This window comes from Kribbella sp. NPDC056951 (assembly GCF_042674205.1).
Taxonomy (GTDB): Bacteria; Actinomycetota; Actinomycetes; order Propionibacteriales; family Kribbellaceae; genus Kribbella; species Kribbella yunnanensis.
The window spans coordinates 138,288-157,132 of sequence record NZ_JBHUQZ010000018.1; the positions used below are offsets into that span (position 1 = coordinate 138,288).

Here is an 18,845-nt window from a genome sequence, read left to right on the forward strand (position 1 = left end):
GCCTCCTCAATCACGCTGCCCCACCCCGAAAAGCAACCCGCTCGCCTGCACCATCTCAGGATGCCGATCAGCAAGCCGCGCGCATTCAAGCGCAGTCTCCAGCGGATCCGGCTCGCGGAGGCTGTCCGGCAGTGCCAGTCCCTTGTAGTGACTGTCGATCATGACCGTCAGCCACCCGCCCGGCCCGGTCAACCCATGGATCGACACTGCGCGCAGCCCAGCGCCTATCAGCTCGGATCGCAGCTGGGCCACCGTGTGGTACGTCGCCTGGGCCAGCCGATCGTTCCCGGCGCTGAACCCGTCCCGGAGAATGTCGGCGACGACCTCGCGCCGTTCGATCAGTTCGTTGGCCACCGTGGCGCCGATCAGGTTCGCCGTACGGTTGATCGCGACCACCGCCACGAATCCGCCGTACTTCGTCACCCGCACTGCCTCGCGCAACGCTGTACGCCGATCGGCTGCGTCGACCAGGTGATACATCGGGCCGGCCAGGAACGTCGCGTCGAACTCCTCGTCCTCCCACGGCAGTTTCCGGGCATCTCCCAGTACGGCGTTGATCCCCGCCGCCGACGCTTCCGCGACATGGCGCAGTACCGGATCCAGCAACTCGACGTCGTACCCGTCCGACTGCAACCACTGGGCATGGACCCCCGGTCCACCGCCGATGTCCGCAACCCGCGCCGGCGGCTCCGGCAGGTAGCGGCCCAGTAGCTCGCGCACCCGCGCCAGCTCCAGCCGCCCCTTGACGCTCGAGCCCAACCGGCTCGCCTCGTCACACCGCTCTGTATAGAAATTCTCGAGTTCGTCATGAATCGTCATGACAACCGAGTCTCAGCACATCCCCCCGTCCCGGGGAGGGCAGATCGCGGGGCATCCAGGGGATTCCAGGGGCAGATCCCCCGCCTCCCCGCCCCCCGCCGGTTCTCATTTGCCTGGGTAGGCACCGAGCTTGGGGGTTAGGCACCGTCAACCACGGTGCTTAACCCCCGATTTGGCTGCCTAGCCAGGCAAATCGGGTGGGATCTGTCAGGCCCAGGATTCGGCGTGGGTGGGGATGCCGTTGGGGGCGGAGAGTTCGGTGGTGATGTCTTCGGCGTCGGGGTCGAGGGGGTCGAAGGGGGTTTCGGGGACTACGTAGGCGCGGGCGCCGGCGAGCATTTCGATGCCGGGGAGTTCGAACCAGGCTTCGCCTACCTCGCGGCTGATCTCGAAGATGGCTTGTTCGGCGGTTTCGACGGGGTCGGGTTCGCCGCCTTCCTCGAGTTCGGCGGGGTGGCGTTCCTGGGCGGCGCGGCCGGCTTCGAGGAGGGTGTCGAGGTCTACGACGCGGAGGTCGAAGCGGGAGACGACGCTGATCACGTGGTCTTCCTCGGTGTCGTCCTCGGCGTCGGGGTCCTCGGTTTCGTCGAGGAGGAGGGGGGTGGTGCCGGTGTGGTCGAAGACGGCGTCGTTCCAGTCGGCGACGAGTTCTTCGAGGGCGGCGTTCTGCTCGTCGAGGGACTCGTGGTTCTCGGCGCCGGTCATCGCGAGCAGGGCCTCGGTGTGGGCCTGGAGGCGCTCGGCGAGCTTGCGGCTGGCCTCGGCGAGGGCCTCGCGGCTCTCGGTGGAGAAGAACTGCTCGGCGGGGGCGGTGATGTCCAAATCAGTCACTGGCGGTTCTTCCTCAAATCGGTGGGGCTACTGCCACGCGTAAGTATGAGAGAGACGCGTGAGAGCTGTGTCAGCGGGTGTGAGAGAGCTGTGAGAAGCCTCCTGACCGGGCAGCGAGCGGTGTGCAGTGGAGCCATGAGCAATGTGAGGTGCAGTCGTGGCTGACGTGACCTATCTGGCTGTCACTGCCGTCGTGTTCGCGGCCGTCTGGTTCGCGCTGCGTGGAGTGGAGAAGTTGTGAGCGCCGAGAACATCGCCGGGCTGGTGGTGGCCGTGGCTCTGGTCCTCTACCTGGTCGCCGCCCTGATCTTCCCCGAGAGGTTCTGATGTCCGACACCGCCGCCGGCCTGTTGCAGGTCGGCTTCCTGGTCGCGTGCCTGGCCGTGGTCTACCGGCCGCTTGGCGGGTACATGGCCCGGGTCTACACCTCCGAATCCGACCTGCGGGTCGAGCGGGGAGCCTACCGGCTCTTCGGGGTGGACTCGAAGGCAGACCAGACCTGGGCCGTCTACGCCCGGTCGCTGATCGCGTTCTCCGCGGTCAGCCTGCTCTTGCTCTACATCCTGCAGCGGGTGCAGAGCCACCTGCCGCTGTCCCTCGGTCTGCCGAACGTCGAGTCCGGACTGGCCTTCAACACGGCGGCGTCGTTCGTCGCCAACACGAACTGGCAGTCGTACTCACCCGAGGCGACGATGGGCCACCTGGTCCAGTTCGCCGGCCTCGCCGTACAGAACTTCCTCTCCTCCGCCGTCGGTATCGCCGTCGCGGTCGCGGTCATCCGCGGGTTCGCCCGGTCCAAGACCGACCGGCTCGGCAACTTCTGGGTCGACCTGACCCGGACGGTACTGCGGGTTCTCCTCCCGATCGCCGTGATCGGGACACTCGCGCTGGTGGCGATGGGCGTCGTACAGAACTTCTCTGGTGGTCACGAGGTCACCTCGGTGGTCGGCCAGGCGCAGACCATCCCCGGCGGCCCAGTGGCCAGCCAGGAGGTCATCAAGGAGCTCGGTACGAACGGCGGTGGCTTCTACAACGCCAACTCCGCGCACCCGTTCGAGAACCCGAACGGCCTGTCCAACCTGTTCGAGATCTTCCTGCTGCTGCTGATCCCGGTCTGCCTGACCCGGACGTTCGGCCTGATGGTCAAGGACAAGCGCCAGGGCTACGCGATCCTCGGCGTGATGGGCACGCTCTGGGCGGCCTTCACCTTCTCCGCGACCTTCTTCGAGGTGCGCGGCAATTCGCTGGAGGGTAAGGAAACCCGCTTCGGCGAGTGGGCCTCGGCTCTGTTCGCCAGCTCAACCACCGGTACGTCGACCGGCGCGGTCAACGCTGCGCACGACTCGTTCTCCCCACTCGGCGGCGGTACGACGCTCTTCCACATGATGCTCGGTGAAGTCTCGCCAGGCGGTACCGGAACCGGTCTCTACGGCATGCTGATCCTCGCCGTACTGACGGTGTTCATCGCCGGACTGATGGTCGGCCGAACCCCGGAGTACCTGAAGAAGAAGATCACCGCGCGCGAGATGAAGCTGGTTTCGCTGTACATCCTCACGACACCGACCGTCGTACTGGTCGGGGCGTCGATCGCGATGGGTCTCGCGGTGGCGCGGGCGTCGATCTTCAACACCGACAGCCCGCACGGGTTCTCCGAGGTGCTCTATGCGTTCACCTCGGCGGGCAACAACAACGGGTCGGCGTTCGGTGGGCTCAGTGCGAACATTCCCTTCTACAACACGGCTCTCGGCATCGTGATGCTGCTCGGCCGGTTCGTACCGATCGTGTTCGCGCTCGCCCTGGCGGGTTCGCTCGCCAAGCAGCAGCCGGTCCCGGTCACCCAGGGCACGCTGCCCACCCACAAGGCGCTGTTCGTCACGATGCTGGTCGGTGTCGTCCTGATCGTGACCGGCCTGACCTACTTCCCTGCTCTTACTCTCGGACCCCTCGCGGAGGGACTGTGACCACGCTAGTAACGACCCCTCCTGCTGAGCAGAAGACGGTCGACAAGAAGGCGCCCTCGGGGCTGTTCGACCCGAAGATGCTGCTGACCTCCCTGCCGGACGCGCTGCGCAAGCTCGATCCGCGGGTGATGGTGAAGAACCCGGTGATGTTCGTGGTCGAGGTCGGCGCGGTCGCGTCAACCGTGATCGCCTTCACCGATTTCACCGTGTTCGTCTGGTGGATCGTGGTCTGGCTTTGGCTGACGGTGATCTTCGCCAACCTGGCGGAGGCCGTGGCCGAGGGCCGGGGCAAGGCCCAGGCCGAGACCCTGCGCCGGGCCAAGACCGAGACGACTGCTCGCCGGCTCACTGAAACTGGAGAAGAGGAAGTGCCGGCTGCTCAGCTGCAGCTCGGGGACCTCGTCGTGGTCGAGGCCGGTCAGATCATCCCCGGTGACGGAGATGTCGTAGAGGGTGTGGCGAGCGTCGACGAGTCGGCGATCACCGGCGAATCGGCGCCGGTCATCCGTGAGTCCGGTGGCGACCGCAGTGCGGTCACCGGTGGGACGAAGGTGCTGTCGGACCGGATCGTCGTGAAGATCATGACCAAGCCCGGTGAGAGCTTCATCGACCGGATGATCGCGCTCGTCGAGGGCGCTGCCCGGCAGAAGACGCCGAACGAGATCGCGCTGAACATCCTGCTGGCCAGCCTCACGATCGTGTTCATGATCGCCACGATCACGCTGCCGACCTTCGCGAACTACGCCAACGTGCACCTCAGTGTGGTGATCCTGGTGGCCCTACTGGTCTGCCTGATCCCGACCACGATCGGTGCGTTGCTGTCCGCGATCGGCATCGCCGGGATGGACCGGCTGGTGCAGCGCAACGTGCTGGCGATGTCCGGTCGCGCGGTCGAGGCGGCCGGTGACGTGAACACCTTGCTGCTGGACAAGACCGGCACCATCACCTTGGGCAACCGGCAGGCGGCCGAGTTCATCCCGGTCGACGGGGTGACCGACACCGAGCTGGCCGATGCGGCTCAGCTGTCCAGCCTGGCCGACGAAACGCCGGAGGGCCGGTCGATCGTCGTACTGGCGAAGAACGGCTATGGGCTGCGTGAGCGGCACACCGGAGAGTTGCCGCATGCAACGTTCGTCGAGTTCACCGCACAGACGCGGATGAGCGGTGTCGACATCGACGACCGGCAGGTCCGCAAGGGCGCGGCCGGCGCGGTCAACAACTGGATCAACAGCCACGGCGGTACGTCGGATCCGCGGCTGGGTGAGATTGTCGACGGCATCTCGGCCTCGGGCGGTACGCCGCTCGTCGTGGCCGAGGCGGTCGGCGGCACGGCTCGTGCGCTCGGCGTGATTCACCTGAAGGACGTGGTGAAGGCCGGGATGCGGGAGCGGTTCGACCAGATGCGCGCGATGGGCATCCGGACCGTGATGATCACCGGTGACAACGCGCTGACCGCGAAGGCGATCGCCGAGGAGGCCGGGGTCGACGACTTCCTGGCCGAGGCGACGCCCGAGGACAAGATGGCGCTGATCAAGAAGGAGCAGGAAGGCGGCCGGCTGGTCGCGATGACCGGTGACGGTACCAACGACGCGCCCGCGCTCGCGCAGGCCGATGTCGGGGTCGCGATGAACACCGGGACGTCGGCGGCCAAGGAGGCCGGCAACATGGTCGACCTGGACTCCAACCCGACCAAGCTGATCGAGATCGTTGAGATCGGCAAGCAGTTGCTGATCACCCGGGGTTCGCTGACCACGTTCTCGATCGCGAACGACGTGGCCAAGTACTTCGCGATCCTGCCGGCCCTGTTCGCGGCGGCGTACCCGGGACTCGACCGGCTGAACATCATGCAGTTGCACTCACCGGAGACGGCGATCATCTCCGCGATCGTCTTCAACGCGCTGGTGATCGTCGCGCTCGTGCCCCTGGCGCTGCGTGGGGTTCGCTACCGGCCGTCGTCGGCCTCGGCGATGCTGCGCCGCAATCTGCTCGTGTACGGCGTCGGTGGGCTGATCACGCCGTTCGTCGGTATCAAGCTTCTCGACCTGGTGATCTCGTTGATCCCGGGTCTCCGGTGAAAGGTCGCATGATGAGGCAGTTCGGGGTTGCAGCGCGAGTGCTGCTGGTATTCACGGTGGTGCTCGGTGTCGCCTACCCGCTGGTGATGACCGGGGTTTCGCAGCTGCTGTTCCACGGCAACGCGAACGGTTCGATCGTGAAGGTCAACGGCAAAGAGGTCGCCTCTGACCTGATCGGGCAGTCGTACACGATGGACAGCGGCAAGAAGGACGACAAGGGCGACGCGATCATGGTCGCCGACCCGAAGTGGTTCCAGACCCGGCCGTCGGCGGCGTCGTACGACGGGAAGGCGAGCGCCGCCTCGCAGTACGGGCCGAACAACCCGGATCTGCTGAAGCTGCTCAACGAGCGTCGGCAGGAGGTCGCTCAGCTGGAAGGAGTCGACCCGTCGCAGGTGCCGGTGGATGCGGTGACGGCTAGTGGAAGTGGGCTCGATCCGGCGATCAGTCCGGCGTACGCCGCTCTGCAGGTCAACCGGGTTGCGCGGGAGCGCGGGCTGTCGGTGCAGCAGGTGCAGCAGCTGGTGAAGGAGAACACGCACGGTCGCGCGCTGGGCTTCCTGGGGGAGCCCTACGTCAATGTCGTCACTCTCAACGCTGCGCTGGCATGATCGCTGTATGAAGCGCGGGCAGCTGCGGGTCTATCTCGGCGCCGCGCCTGGCGTCGGGAAGACCTACAAGATGCTGGGCGAGGGGCAGCGCAGGCTTGCCCGCGGCACCGATGTGGTGATCGGCTTCGTGGAGACCCACGGCCGGCAGCACACCGCGGAGATGCTCGAAGGACTCGAACTGGTACCGCGGCGGATCGTCGATTACCGCGGTGCCAGCTTCACCGAGATGGATCTGGACGCCGTACTGCGGCGGCGGCCCGAGGTCGCGCTGGTCGACGAGCTCGCGCACACGAATGTGCCGGGCAGTCGGAACGAGAAGCGCTGGCAGGACATCGAGGAGCTGCTGGCTGCCGGGATCGACGTGATCTCGGCGGTCAACATCCAGCACCTCGAGTCGATCAACGACGTGGTCGAGAAGATCACCGGCGTACCGCAGCAGGAGACCGTGCCGGATCGGGTGGTCCGGTCCGCGGATCAGATCGAGCTCGTTGACATGACTCCGGAGGCCCTGCGGCGCCGGATGGCCCACGGCAACGTTTATGCGGCCGACAAGATCGATGCTGCCTTGGGCAACTATTTCCGGGTCGGCAACCTGTCGGCACTGCGCGAGCTCGCACTGCTCTGGCTGGCTGACCGCGTGGACGCGGGTCTGCAGCAGTACCGGCAGCAGCACGACATCGACTCGACCTGGGAAGCCCGGGAGCGGGTGGTGGTTGCGCTCACCGGCGGTGCCGAGGGCGAGACGCTGATCCGCCGGGCGGCCCGGATCATGGCGCGTTCGTCCGGTGGGGATCTGCTGGCCGTCCATGTGGCTCGCTCTGATGGATTGACCGGGGCCGATCCGAAGCGGCTGGCCGAGCAACGCAGTCTGGTCGAATCGCTCGGCGGCACCTATCACCAGGTGGTCGGGGACGATGTTCCGGCCGCGCTGCTCACGTTCGCCAAGGCCGAGAACGCGACCCAACTGGTGCTGGGCGGTTCACGCCGGTCGCGGTGGTCGGCGATCACCGGGCCGGGGATCGGTTCGTCGACGATCCGGGATTCGGGCGATATCGACGTACATATCGTCACGCACTCGCAGATGGGGCGCGGGCGGTTGCCGCGGCTGCGCGGGAGTCTGTCGCGGCGGCGCAAGGTGCAGGGGTTCGTGCTGTCGATCGTGCTGCAGCCGATCCTGGCGTTGGCGCTCGATCTCGGCGGCGACCGCCTGAACCTGACCAGCGACGTACTGGCCTTCCTGCTCGCTGTGGTTGTCGTTGCACTGGTCGGTGGGCTGTGGCCGGCGCTCGTCACCGCGATCGGTGGATCGCTGGTGATCAACTACTTCTTCACGCCACCGACCAGGACCTTCACGATCGCCGAGGTGAACAACGCCCTTGCGCTGGCAATCTTCGTGCTGGTCGCGGCGCTGGTGAGCTCAGTCGTCGACCGGGCTGCTCGTCGTACCAGACAGGCCGCCCGATCGGCCGCCGAGTCGGAGACGTTGTCGACCCTGGCCGGTTCTGTGCTGCGCGGCGAAACCGCGTTGCCTGCTTTGCTCGAACGGGTTCGCGAGGCCTTCGGGATGACCGGGGCCTGCTTGATGGAGCGGGTCGACGAGGACGAGCTGACCGAGGTTTGGCGCCCGCTGGCCTCGGCCGGGACCATGACCTGCGGCCGACCCGAGGAGGGCGATGCCGAGGTACCGGCGCGTGACGACCTCGTCCTGGTGCTGCAGGGTCGCCAGCTCGCCGCGGACGAGCGGCGGTTGGTTGGAGCGATGGCCTTGTACGCCGCCGCGCTGGTTGACGGGGAGCGGTTGGAAGAGGCCGCCGCTGAGGCGAAGCCGCTCGCTGAAGCGGACAAGCTCCGTACGGCGTTGCTTCGGGCGGTCGGTCATGATCTGCGCTCGCCGTTGGCGTCGGCCAAGGCCTCGGTGACCTCACTTCGCAGCGATGATGTCGAGTGGAGTGAGTCGGAGCGAGCCGAGTTGCTGGAGACCGCGGACGAGTCGCTCGACCGCCTGTCGCGGCTGGTCGACAATCTGCTCGACCTGAGTCGCCTGCAGGCCGGCGTACTGCCTGTGTTCACTCGGCCGATGGCGCTGGACGAGGTGATTCCCGGCGTACTGACTGAGCTTGGTGACGACGGTGAGCGGGTCGTCGTGGACATCCCGCACACGTTGCCGCTGATCGAGGCAGACCCGGCGTTGATCGAGCGCGTGATCGCGAACCTGGTGGCGAATGCGCTGCGGTACTCACCGCCCGAGCGCGGGCCGCTGGTGACCGGGAGTTCGCTGGGTGACACGGTGGAGATCCGGGTGATCGACCGGGGTCCGGGGATTCCGCGCGAGGATCGGGATCGGGTGTTCGCGCCGTTCCAGCGGCTAGGCGATACCGACAACACGGTCGGGGTGGGGCTTGGGCTGGCGCTGGCTCGGGGCTTGGCCGAGGCGATGCAGGGGTCGGTTCAGCCGGAAGACACGCCCGGTGGTGGGTTGACGATGGTGGTGTCGGTGCCGGCAGCCGTCACCGCCGACCTGCCGGTACCTGGAACGCGGGAACGAACGGGGACAACTTCTGATGACTAGAGTTTTGGTGGTCGACGACGAACCGCAGATTGTGCGGGCGTTGCAGATCAACCTGAAGGCGCGTGGGTACGAGGTGCATCTGGCCGGCACCGGTACGGCGGCGTTGAAGGTGGCGGCGCAACATCCGCCGGAGCTGGTGATTCTCGATCTCGGGCTGCCGGACTTCGATGGGGTCGACGTGATTCGTGGACTCCGCGGTTGGACCGAGGCGCCGATCCTCGTGCTGTCGGGGCGAACCGATCAGACGGACAAGGTCGAGGCGCTGGACGCCGGGGCGGACGACTACGTCACCAAGCCGTTCGGAATCGACGAGTTGCTGGCGCGGATGCGCGCCGTACTGCGGCGAAGCAATCTTGCACAGGATGAGCCTGTCGTCACTGTCGGTGGGATCCGCGTGGACCTTGCTGCGAAGCGAGTCACGTTGGAGACCGGTGAGGACATTCGGCTGACCCCGACCGAGTGGCATCTGCTTGAGGTCCTCGTCCGGCATCCGGGCAAGCTGATGGCGCAACGCCAGTTGCTGACTGAGGTTTGGGGGCCTGGGTACGAGAACGCGAGTGGAAACCTTCGCTTCTACATGGGTCAGCTGCGACGCAAGCTCGAGGATGATCCGGCCCGGCCAAAACATCTGCTGACCGAACCCGGGATGGGCTACCGTTTCGAGCCGTGACTACTACGGGGGACCCACGCCGGGCCAACTACGCCAAACGTACCGCCGATACGCACGCGGCCTTTTTCACAAGGCATTTACGACCGGGAATCAACCTGCTCGACCTCGGTTGCGGACCGGGATCCATCACGGTCGGACTGGCCGAGCGAGTACATCCAGGCACGACGACAGGCTTCGATCTCAACCCAGGCCTGCCTGAAGGGGCAGACGCGATCACTTTGGTACCAGGTGATGTGACGAAAGGACTTCCCTTCGAGGACGGAACCTTCGACGCGATCTTCTCCAGCGCGATGCTGCAACACCTTCCGGATCCACTCGCTGTGATGCGTGAAGTACGCAGGGTGGCGCGTCCCGGTGCGGTCGTCGGTTTCGTCGACGCCGATTGGGACGGTCAGTTGCTCTACCCGACGAATCCGTTGCTAGAGGCATCTTTCGAGGTGATGCGCCGGTTGCGCGCCGGTACGTCGCCGTACGTCGGCAAGCAGTTGCGTTCGCTACTCGTCGAGGCCGGTTTCGTCGACTGCGAGAGCTACGCGCGGGTCGTGCACCACGGGACGCCGGAAGAGGTCGCGGGTGTCGGTACCTTCACCGCGAGTCTGATGTCCGGTCAGCGCGCCCAGATCATCGAGAACAACATCGCGACCGGCGCCGAGGTCGACGAGATGGACCTGGCTTGGCAGAACTGGTCCCAGGAACCTGGTGGATTCCTGGCCCGATTCTGGATCGAAGCCGTCGGCTGGGCGCCGGAAGGCTAGAGCGTCCGATTCGTTCAAGACAGCCGGGTCGTGGGTGCGGGAAGCTCTGGGTATGGACATCTTCAGCGCAGGTCGTGATTTCGTACGACGCGAGGCCCGGCTGGTCGAGAACCGGCTGTTCTCCGCTGTCTTCGACGGCGCCGATTCTGCTGGGGTCGTGGACGCTTTGCGTGGCTATCAGAACGCGGACGGTGGTTTCGGCCACGGTCTGGAACCGGACAAGCGGTGCCCGGACAGTCTCGGACTCGACGTCGAGACAGCGTTCGACATCCTGCTGGCGTCCGGTGCCCGGGACGAGACGATGGTCCGCCGGGCCGCTGATTGGCTGGCGTCGGTCGCCACGGCCGAGGGCGCGGTGGCGTTGGCGGCGCCGGTGATCGAGAACTATCCGCGGGCTTCGCATATGAGCGAGTGGACCTACGAGCCCGGTCTCAACCCGACCGCGGGACTCGTCGGCCGGCTGCACGAACTCGGTGTCGACCACCCTTGGCGGTCATTGGCCGGTTCGTGGTGCGCTGCCGAGCTGGATCGCGGTCTGCCGACCGAAGCGCACTCGTTCCACGAGGCGCTGATATTCCTCGAGCACACCGACGACGTGGACCTCGATCGGATCCGCGAGTGGCTGCCCAAGCTCTCGTTTTACCGTGCAGATGCGGACGATCCGTCGTACGGTGTGACGCCCTTGCACCTGGCCTCGACTCCGGACAGCCCTTGGCGTGCGTTGTTTTCCGAGGCTCAACTGGACGCGCACCTCGATCGGCTGATCGCGGATCAGCAGGACGATGGCGGCTGGGCGATCACTTGGGAACCGCCTGGTCAGGCCGCGACCTTGGAGTACCGCGGCATCGTGACGGTTGGTGCACTGCGAACCTTGAAGGCCTACAACCGGTTGTGAATCAGGCGGTCCGCTAGTTCGGTGCGGGTGTAGAGGACTACGCGGCCGGCTCGGGCGCGGGCGACCAGGCCGTTCGCGTGCAGGGTGGCGAGGTGCTGGGAGATCGCGCTCGGGCTGACACCGCGTCGGCGGGCGAGCTCGATGGTTGAGGTCGGAGCGTCGAGTGCCATCAGGAGGTCGGCGCGCGTCTTGCCGAGTAGGTCGGCCAGCGCCCCGGCGGCCGGTTCCGGTCGCGTTTCCCACAGTGTCCCGATTCCGCGCGCTGGGTAGGCGACCGTGGGCGGCTCGTTCGGGTTGAGCGGGGCGATCGTGTGTTTGGCGAACAGGGTCGGGACGAGCCAGAGTCCGCGGCCGCTGACGTCGGTCTCGTAGTCCAGCTCGTACGACGAGATGCGCATCCGCAATGCGCCGTTGGACCACACGACGCTGGGGTCGAGTCCGGTCAGTACGGCGGCCGCGCCTTCGCGGGCGAGCAATTGCGCTCGGTGGATCATGTCCGCTTCGAGCAGGGCGCGCATTCGCGGCCAATGCGGTTCGATCGCGAGTGTCCAGTACGCGGCGATCGCCGTACAGACCCGGTCGCGGAGTCGGCGGGGGCTGGCGCACAGGTCGACGAGCACGGGTGGGAGCGGGCGGCCGTCGTACGCGCGGATGATGTCGGCGACGGCTTGCCGGGGTGGGGTGGCGCGGATCTGGGCGAGCTCGTCGTGGACGTCGGGGAGTGGTGACGACGGGCGTGGGGTGAGGAAGTCCGGCAGCCAGTGGAGTTGCGGGGAGACCAAGGCCATCAGGAGGTCGCGGTCGGGCCAGTCGGCTCGTGCGGCCGTTTGCCGGATCCAGGGGAGGTGCAGGACGTACGCGGACGGCTCGGTCAGGGCCCACAGACTGGTCGCCGTCTCGAGCAACGGTGAGCATGCGAAGCGCATGTCGGCGATGTCGTCGACGCCGAGCTGGTAGGTGATCATTAAGGCATAGGCTAACTTTCTGGCGGCGCTTGGTGGTGTTGTCGTTTGCTGGCCGGCATGAAAGAGATCCGCCTGGTGTCGCGTCCGTCCGGCTTCCCGACCGCTTCGCAGTTCGAGCTTGTTGATTCGCCCGAGATCGAGTTGGTGCCGGGAGCGGCGCTGGTCGAGAACCTGTGGCTGTCGGTCGACCCGTACATGCGGCAGCTGATGGACTCCTTGTGGCCGGTCGGGGAGGTCGGCGAAGGCCGTGCGCTCGGGCGGGTGCTGCAAAGCTTGACCCCGTCGTATGAACCCGGCCAGATCGTGTTCCACCGGCAGGGCTGGCGGACCCATGCGGTGGTCACTCCCGAGGACAGCCGCCGGATCGACCGTGTGCCTGGCGTCCCGTTGTCCGCGCATCTCGGAATCCTCGGTGGTACCGGGCTCAGCGCGTACGTCGGCTTGAAGCGCATCCTGCAGTTGCAGCCGGGCGAGACGCTGTTCGTTTCGGCGGCAGCCGGTGGCGTCGGTACGGCGGCCGCCCATCTCGCGCGGTTGCTGGGCGCCGGCCGAATCATCGGGAGCACCGGGTCGGCGGAGAAGGCGAAGTGGTTGACGACCGAGGTCGGGTTCGATGCCGCGCTGAACTATCGGGACGGGTCATTGGCCGAACAACTGGCCGCGGCAGCGCCGGACGGGATCGACGTCTGCCTGGACAACGTGGGTGGTGAGCACCTCGCGGCGGCGATCGACGTACTGAAGCCGGGCGGGCGAATCGCGTGGTGTGGCGCAGTGTCGACGTACAACGGGGAGGGGGATGTTGCTCCGCGCAACCTGTTTGAGGTTGTGGAGAAGGGTTTGCGGCTGGAAGGGTTCCTGGTTCGCGACAACCTCGATCTGCGGCCCGAGCTGATCGACTTCCTGACGCCGCATCTGCAGGCCGGCGCGGTGGTGTCGGACGAGACAGTCGTGCACGGCATCGAGGGCACGGTCGACGCGTTCCTCGCGATGCTCCGCGGTGAGAACCTCGGCAAGATGCTGATCCAGCTCTAACGACAGGACGTATATGCCTGCAACGCCGTTCGCGCGGTGAGGTCAGGCGGGCGCGAGGCAGTACGTAGGTCTATACGTCCTGTTCTTAGGCGGATTCGGCGGGGTGTTCGACTTGGCGGTCGCCCCATTGGGTCAGGATGCCGCGGGCGATTTCCAGGTCTTCGCGCAGAGAGCGGTCGGTGAGGTCGTCGGGGAGGGCGGCCAGGGCGTCGGCGAGCCAGGGGGCGATGGCGGCGGGGGCGAGGTCGTCGGGGGTGAGGCCGGCCAGGCGGATGGCGCGGACCGCGGTGACTAGTTCGCTGGCGATGACTTCGCGGAGGGCGTCCAGGAGCTGAGCAGTCAGTACGGCGGCCTGGGGCGCGAAGCTGGCGTGGTGTTCGGCACCCCGGGACAGGGTGGCGGTACCGAGGGTGGCCGGCTGGGCGGCGGAACGAACCGCGGCCAGCGCGTCGTGGGCGACGTACTCGATCATCATCACGCCGGAGCTGGCCTCGGCGCCGCTGGCCAGGAAGCGGCTCAGGCCGGTGAAGTCCGGGTCGACCAGGTTGGCGACGCGGGACGTCGAGAGCGTCGCGACACTGTGCAGACTCAGGCGGAGCGAGTCGAGGGCGAGGGCGATCGGCATCGCGTGCCAGTTGCCGTTGTGCAGCACGGTGTCGCCGGCAACCAGCGGGTTCTCCGCCGAGGCGTTGATGTCGATCCGCAGACTGTTGCCTAGGGCATCCACATGGTCGACGGCCGGGCCGAGTACCTGGGCGAACGCGCGCAGACCGAACGGGTCCTGGATCCGGGCCGGCGGGAGCGGGAGACCGTCAAGCAGACCGCGCATCCGGCGGGCGACGCGGACCTGACCCGGTTGCGGTCGGGCCTCATGGACGCGGATGTCGTAGACCTCGGCATTGCCGCGCAGGGCGACATGCGAGAGGGCGCCGACCAGGGGTACGACATTGATCAGGGTGGCCGCCTCGACGTACGCGAGGCAGCACTCCGCCAGCGTGAGGGCGTTGCTCGACAGCAGCGGTAGAGCGCTGGTGCCGTCGATGACCGGGCCGAGGGCGAGACCGAGTTCGGCGAGTGGGCCGAGGTCGCCGGTACCGATCGCGCCGCCGCGGTGCAGATCCGGGAGCACATCATCGTTGAGCAGGGCAACGATCGCGTCGGCGACCGCCGGTTCGAGACCAGAGCCGCCCGAGGCCAACTGGTTGACCCGGATCAGCAGACCGAGCCGAATGACGTCCTTCGGGTACGACGTCGTACCGGTCGTGGAGTGTGATCCCAGCAGGCGCGCGCCGTGCTCGGGGTCCGACGTGAGGACGTCGCGGTTGGCGCCGACGCCGGTGGTCCGCCCGTAGACCGGTTGGCGGCTGGCCACTTCGGCGACCGCCAGGGCCGACTCGTGCATCCGCTTCCGGGCGTCGTCACCCAGCCGCACCGCGGTCCGCCGCTGCGCCAACGCAACGGCCTCCAACGGCGCCAATCCACCCCCGGACAGCTCCACCGGCTCCATTGGCCCAGTGTGAGACCGCCCACGCCCCGCGAGTAAGCGCCGCGCCCGGATCGGTGTCTGAAATCCGAGACGTCCGCATCTGGGCAAGCGAAAGGGCCCATCCCGCCCCGGATGAGCCCTTCGCTGCTTTGGTGGACTACTTCTTGCCGTAGCGCTTCTGGAACTTCTCCACGCGGCCCTGGGTGTCCATCACGCGCTGGTTACCCGTGTAGAACGGGTGACTGGCCGACGAGATCTCCACGTCGACGACGGGATAGGTGTTCCCGTCGGTCCAGACGATCGTCTCGGTGCTCGCGCTGGTCGAACCGGTGAGGAAGCTGAAGTTGCCGGACTTGTCCCGGAAGACGACCCGGCGGTAGTCGGGGTGGATGTCTTTCTTCATGCTGCACTACTTCCTTCCAGATAAGGGGCGAACGGGTCGGTCAGGTTGTGGACCGTTTCATCCGCACGAAGGACACAACCATCGAGGCGCGCCCGTAATTCCCGGGTGTCCAGACCGACTCCGGTGATGGACAGGTACGACGCCCGGTCGCCGTACTCGGGGTGCCATTCGAGGGCCGACCGGGCCTGGTGCTGCTGACCGACGCCGGCCCAGCGATCCGCGGGCAGGTCGGCCAGCCACGGACCCAGTACGCCGATCGAGATGTTGGTGCCGAAGCTGTCCCAGCTCAGGCGATTGCGGTGCTGGGTCGCGATCCAGACGGTTCCGCGACCGCGCGCCGTACCGGTGACGAGCTCCTCGAGAACCTCGTAGAGCCGCTCGGGGTGGAACGGTCTGGCGGACTGCCAGACGAGGGTTTGTGCTTTTTTGTCGTCCTGGAGTGGTGCAGTAATAGAGCCCGGCTCGGTGCGGGTCTCGGCCGCATCCGGATCATGCAGCCGTACGGCGAGGAGCCCGGCCGGCGTGGTCTGCACCCGCGCCTGCGGGTTGATCGCTTGGATGAGCGCGCTGGCGGTGGGGTCCGAGGCGCTCAGTACGACGGCATCCGCGTACTCGAGCTGGCGCGCAACCACCTCCGCGATGACGCGACCGTCCTCGGCAGCGGTCGCGATTCCGCGGTCCTGGATGAACTGGTCGCCGGTGAGGTCGTCGACCACGGTCGCGGTGTCGACCGCCGTGATCACCGCATCGACCCGAAGCTCGTCCTCGCGGGCAATCTCCTCCGCCAGCGACTGCGTGTCCCCGGCACCGGGCACCGACACGATCGCGACGCCGTACCGGTCGACGGCGGCAATGCTGGCCAGCAATTGCACCAGCGATCCGCGCATCGCGCACGACACACACGGGTGCCCCATCCGGATCGTCTCCTGGTCGATCACCCCGGTCGCCGTCCGTGCGATCCGCACGACAGAACCGCTCGGCAGGTCGCTCACGTCGTACTCGATCAGCACGCCCGTGGGACCCGCGGCGGCCAGCAGGTTCGCACCCACGGCCCCTCGGAATCCCTCGTCGACACCGGTCAGCAGGGTCACCGGCAGCATCCGCACTCCCACCTTATTGAAAATGATTACCAGTACAATGTACACTCTCGGCAGAGGAAAGGAACAGCATGGCCAAGCACAACGAACTCCGGCCGATCGTCAAGCTCCGCAGCACGGCCGGCACCGGCTTCACCTATGTAACGCGGAAGAACCGCCGGAACAATCCCGACCGGCTCGTCATCCGCAAGTACGACCCCAAGCTCCGCCAGCACGTCGACTTCCGCGAAGAGCGCTGATGGCCAAGACCAGCAAGATCGCCAAGAACGAACAGCGCAAACGCACCGTCGCCCGGTACGCCGACCGCCGCGCGTCGCTGAAGCGCATCATCGCGTCGCCAACGTCGTCCTCCGACGAGCGCACCGCCGCCCAGCTGAAGCTCCAGAAGCTCCCCCGCGACGCCAGCCCCATCCGCATCCGCAACCGGGACGCCGCCGACGGCCGCCCCCGCGGCTACCTCCGCAAAGCCGGCATCTCCCGAGTCCGCTTCCGCACCATGGCCCACCGCGGCGAACTCCCCGGCATCACCAAGTCCTCCTGGTAAACCTCCAGCCCGCCGCGACGTGGATGCCGCGGCCCCCGACGGCCCTCCGCAAAGCTCAGGTGGCTTCGCGGAGGGCCGTCGTACTTCTACTTCCCTCGCCTTTCACCCCTCCACCCTCTCTTTCTACCCGTGCAACCGCCGGGTGAGGGCGGTGGCGGCTTGGCGGAGGCGGTGGGTCAGGTGGAGGCGGTCGGCGGGGGTGAGGGTGTCGGTGCGAAAGGTTACGGAGATGGCGGCGGCTGGGTGGCCGGCGTGGTCGAGGGCCGCTGCGGCTAGGGAGGAGACGCCGGGGGTGATGTGGCCTTCTTCGTAGGCGTAGCCCTGGCGTTTTTCTTCGGCTAGTAGGCGGCGGAGCTGGGTCAGGGACTCGGGGCCTTTGTCGGTACGGCGGACGAAGGAGTCGGTGGTGGGGAAGAGGGCTCGGACCTGGGCCGGGGGGAGTTCGGCGAGGAGGGCTCGGCCGGAGGCGGTGAGGGTGGCGGGGAGGCGGACGCCTACGTCGGTGACGAGGGTGACTGGGCGTGGGGGTTGTTCTTTGAGCAGGTAGACGAGTTCTCGGCCGTGGAGGACGCCTAGGTGAGCGGTCTGGCCGATCTCGGCGACCAGTTGGCCCAAGAGCGGGCGGGCCAGGCGCTCCAGTGGGTCGTGGCGGAGGTAGGCGGAGCCGATTTCAAAGGCGGCTACGCCTAGGCCGTAGCGTTTCTCCTCGGGGAGGTGGACGACGAAGCTCTCGTCCATCATTGCCCGGAGCAAGTGGTACGTCGACGAGCGTGGCAGGCCGACCGCGGAGGCGATGCGCTCCATCGGTACCGGCCCGGGCTGGGTCGCCAGGAACGTCAGCACCCGCAGGGTGCGGGTCGAGGCGGGAACGTTGCCGCTCACAACGGCAGGGTAACCGGCCTGTCTCAGATTCCGGACGATTGGCGAGCCGAATTCTTTCCGGAACGTCGGCGTAGCCACGACCGCAGCAGTTCGCCGACCACTGCGAAGGCGAACAGAGCGGTCGCGATCGGCCAGTCGAAGTAGTCGTCGCCGGAGAGCAGGAAGCCGACGCCGACCGCCAACGCCAGGAAGAAGAGCAGGGAGAGTACGAGCCGGATCACAAGTCCTTCTCCGCGGTCCAGGCCGAGCCGGCGATCCGGTATCCGAGCCATTCGTTGACCGCCAGCATCGGCTTGTTGCCCGAATCGTTGCCGGTGTACGCACTCACCAACCCGGCGTCACGGGCGCGCCCGAGGGCGACCGCCTTCACCAGCTTGGCGAGTCCTTGGCCGCGTGCAGCCGGGATGGTCCCGGTGAGTGCCGACCAGATCACCTTCCGCTGCGGATCGGCCGTCGTGGTGACGAACGACAACACCGAAGAGCCATCCAGTACGGCGATGCTCAGGTCGCGCCGCAGTTCCGGATGATTCCACTCGACGGCGAACCATTCGTCGTACGGCGGCGCTGACGACAATCCGCTCGGATCGCCATGCGCGACCGCGACCGTGGCATGCCAGATCTGCTCGGGCTGTACGGCGTTGTAGTCGACCAACCGCAGTCCGTCGGGTACCGGGGGAGCAGCCGGTACGGCGCTCAGTTCCGCATGCGAGTGACTGAGCTCCCGACCGATCGTGAATCCGCGGTTGACGGCGAAGTCCCGCGAGTCGTTCGATGCGACCACGAGCAGTCGCGCGGCGCCGGCCTCGATCGATCGTGCGGTGATGCGTTCGAGGATTGCGGAGCCGATGCCCTGTCCGCGGAACTCCGGCAGCACCTGCACGGTGATCCGGACCCGCGATGCGACCGCGTCGGGAGCCGGCAGGTAGATGTTGCCGTAGCCCACAATCTCCGGACCGGTCGTCGCGACCAGCACCACCCGGTTCGGATTGTTCCGCAACCCGGCCTCGACGCCACGCGCTGTCATCACCAGATGCGGCATCGCCGCCGCCCAGACCGCTGCAATTCCAACCGCATCCTCCGGCACCGCCGTCCGGATCTCGAACACCATGCACACACCGTAGTCCCGCCCCAGGTCCAGCCAGCCCGCCATCGTTTGCTGGGTGAACCCCAAGGCCGGTTAGTTAAGGCGGGTTGGGTGGTGTCAAGGGGCGTGTTGAACGTAAAGCAGCGGAGCTCTGTTGGGTAGACAG

At 66.9% G+C, this 18,845-nt stretch carries 20 protein-coding genes; 11 read left to right on the plus strand and 9 right to left on the minus strand.

From position 1 onward, the window contains the following. Positions 1-6 precede the first annotated feature (6 nt). Both ACFTSF_RS39495 and ACFTSF_RS39500 read right to left on the minus strand, forming a co-directional pair. A complete protein-coding gene (locus tag ACFTSF_RS39495; protein ID WP_380160484.1) occupies positions 7-819 on the minus strand; it encodes a class I SAM-dependent methyltransferase in 813 nt (270 codons plus the stop codon). 207 nt (positions 820-1,026) lie between these two features. Beyond that, complete coding sequence (locus ACFTSF_RS39500) at positions 1,027-1,650, minus strand: hypothetical protein (protein ID WP_380160487.1); 624 nt, start codon at positions 1,648-1,650, stop codon at positions 1,027-1,029. Positions 1,651-1,887: 237 nt separating this feature from the next. Between ACFTSF_RS39500 and kdpF the strand changes: the two genes are divergently transcribed. Genes kdpF through ACFTSF_RS39540 form a run of 8 tightly spaced genes read left to right on the plus strand, consistent with a single transcriptional unit; the run spans position 1,888 to position 11,186 of the window. Next, positions 1,888-1,977 (plus strand): K(+)-transporting ATPase subunit F, encoded by a 90-nt coding sequence (gene kdpF, locus ACFTSF_RS39505; protein ID WP_131363646.1) that lies wholly within the window; start codon positions 1,888-1,890, stop codon positions 1,975-1,977. Further along, positions 1,977-3,611 carry a potassium-transporting ATPase subunit KdpA gene (kdpA, locus tag ACFTSF_RS39510; RefSeq protein WP_380160490.1) on the plus strand — a complete coding sequence of 545 codons (1,635 nt, stop codon included), beginning with the start codon at positions 1,977-1,979 and terminating at the stop codon, positions 3,609-3,611. Before kdpF ends, kdpA begins: the two co-directional genes overlap by 1 nt. Continuing rightward, the gene (gene kdpB, locus ACFTSF_RS39515) at positions 3,608-5,686 is read left to right on the plus strand and encodes a potassium-transporting ATPase subunit KdpB (RefSeq protein WP_380160492.1); all 2,079 of its coding nucleotides are present in this window, start codon (positions 3,608-3,610) and stop codon (positions 5,684-5,686) included. Before kdpA ends, kdpB begins: the two co-directional genes overlap by 4 nt. A gap of 8 nt (positions 5,687-5,694) precedes the next feature. Then, positions 5,695-6,297: a K(+)-transporting ATPase subunit C gene (kdpC, locus tag ACFTSF_RS39520; RefSeq protein WP_380160494.1), complete on the plus strand. Its 603-nt coding sequence runs from the start codon at positions 5,695-5,697 to the stop codon at positions 6,295-6,297. A gap of 7 nt (positions 6,298-6,304) precedes the next feature. Beyond that, a complete protein-coding gene (locus tag ACFTSF_RS39525) occupies positions 6,305-8,866 on the plus strand; it encodes a DUF4118 domain-containing protein (protein ID WP_380160496.1) in 2,562 nt (853 codons plus the stop codon). Then, entirely contained in the window at positions 8,859-9,536 is a 678-nt protein-coding gene (locus ACFTSF_RS39530; RefSeq protein WP_344162827.1) for a response regulator, read from the plus strand. Before ACFTSF_RS39525 ends, ACFTSF_RS39530 begins: the two co-directional genes overlap by 8 nt. Continuing rightward, the gene (locus ACFTSF_RS39535; RefSeq protein WP_380160498.1) at positions 9,533-10,291 is read left to right on the plus strand and encodes a class I SAM-dependent methyltransferase; all 759 of its coding nucleotides are present in this window, start codon (positions 9,533-9,535) and stop codon (positions 10,289-10,291) included. Before ACFTSF_RS39530 ends, ACFTSF_RS39535 begins: the two co-directional genes overlap by 4 nt. Before the next feature lie 52 nt (positions 10,292-10,343). Continuing rightward, positions 10,344-11,186 carry a hypothetical protein gene (locus ACFTSF_RS39540; protein ID WP_380160499.1) on the plus strand — a complete coding sequence of 281 codons (843 nt, stop codon included), beginning with the start codon at positions 10,344-10,346 and terminating at the stop codon, positions 11,184-11,186. On the opposite strand, the gene ACFTSF_RS39545 is transcribed toward ACFTSF_RS39540, so the two are convergent. After that, positions 11,171-12,151, minus strand: a complete 981-nt coding sequence (locus ACFTSF_RS39545; protein ID WP_380160501.1) for a DUF5937 family protein — start codon at positions 12,149-12,151, stop codon at positions 11,171-11,173. The two genes, ACFTSF_RS39540 and ACFTSF_RS39545, sit on opposite strands and share 16 nt — an antisense overlap. Before the next feature lie 57 nt (positions 12,152-12,208). On the opposite strand from ACFTSF_RS39545, the gene ACFTSF_RS39550 reads away from it, so the two are divergent. Beyond that, a complete protein-coding gene (locus ACFTSF_RS39550; RefSeq protein ID WP_380160503.1) occupies positions 12,209-13,183 on the plus strand; it encodes an NADP-dependent oxidoreductase in 975 nt (324 codons plus the stop codon). Positions 13,184-13,268: 85 nt separating this feature from the next. Here ACFTSF_RS39550 and ACFTSF_RS39555 read toward each other — a convergent pair whose 3' ends face one another. The 3 genes from ACFTSF_RS39555 to ACFTSF_RS39565 all read right to left on the minus strand — a co-directional run bounded on the left by ACFTSF_RS39555 (position 13,269) and on the right by ACFTSF_RS39565 (position 16,172). Then, entirely contained in the window at positions 13,269-14,690 is a 1,422-nt protein-coding gene (locus ACFTSF_RS39555) for an aromatic amino acid lyase (protein WP_380160504.1), read from the minus strand. A 136-nt stretch (positions 14,691-14,826) separates the two neighbouring features. Then, complete coding sequence (locus tag ACFTSF_RS39560) at positions 14,827-15,072, minus strand: type B 50S ribosomal protein L31 (protein WP_344162809.1); 246 nt, start codon at positions 15,070-15,072, stop codon at positions 14,827-14,829. Then, positions 15,069-16,172 (minus strand): CobW family GTP-binding protein, encoded by a 1,104-nt coding sequence (locus tag ACFTSF_RS39565; RefSeq protein WP_380160506.1) that lies wholly within the window; start codon positions 16,170-16,172, stop codon positions 15,069-15,071. The genes ACFTSF_RS39560 and ACFTSF_RS39565 overlap by 4 nt, the downstream gene beginning before the upstream one ends. A gap of 68 nt (positions 16,173-16,240) precedes the next feature. Here ACFTSF_RS39565 and rpmG point away from each other — a divergent pair, with 68 nt between their 5' ends. Together rpmG and rpsN are read left to right on the plus strand one after the other, a co-directional pair. Beyond that, on the plus strand, positions 16,241-16,408 hold the full coding sequence (gene rpmG, locus ACFTSF_RS39570; protein ID WP_132405751.1) for a 50S ribosomal protein L33: 168 nt from the start codon (positions 16,241-16,243) through the stop codon (positions 16,406-16,408). After that, complete coding sequence (gene rpsN / locus ACFTSF_RS39575) at positions 16,408-16,713, plus strand: 30S ribosomal protein S14 (protein WP_380160508.1); 306 nt, start codon at positions 16,408-16,410, stop codon at positions 16,711-16,713. Before rpmG ends, rpsN begins: the two co-directional genes overlap by 1 nt. A gap of 123 nt (positions 16,714-16,836) precedes the next feature. On the opposite strand, the gene ACFTSF_RS39580 is transcribed toward rpsN, so the two are convergent. Genes ACFTSF_RS39580 through ACFTSF_RS39590 form a run of 3 tightly spaced genes read right to left on the minus strand, consistent with a single transcriptional unit; the run spans position 16,837 to position 18,703 of the window. Continuing rightward, positions 16,837-17,595, minus strand: a complete 759-nt coding sequence (locus tag ACFTSF_RS39580) for an IclR family transcriptional regulator (RefSeq protein ID WP_380160510.1) — start codon at positions 17,593-17,595, stop codon at positions 16,837-16,839. A 23-nt stretch (positions 17,596-17,618) separates the two neighbouring features. After that, complete coding sequence (locus tag ACFTSF_RS39585; RefSeq protein ID WP_380160511.1) at positions 17,619-17,816, minus strand: hypothetical protein; 198 nt, start codon at positions 17,814-17,816, stop codon at positions 17,619-17,621. Beyond that, positions 17,813-18,703, minus strand: a complete 891-nt coding sequence (locus tag ACFTSF_RS39590) for a GNAT family N-acetyltransferase (RefSeq protein WP_380160513.1) — start codon at positions 18,701-18,703, stop codon at positions 17,813-17,815. The genes ACFTSF_RS39585 and ACFTSF_RS39590 overlap by 4 nt, the downstream gene beginning before the upstream one ends. Between the last annotated feature and the right edge of the window lie 142 nt (positions 18,704-18,845).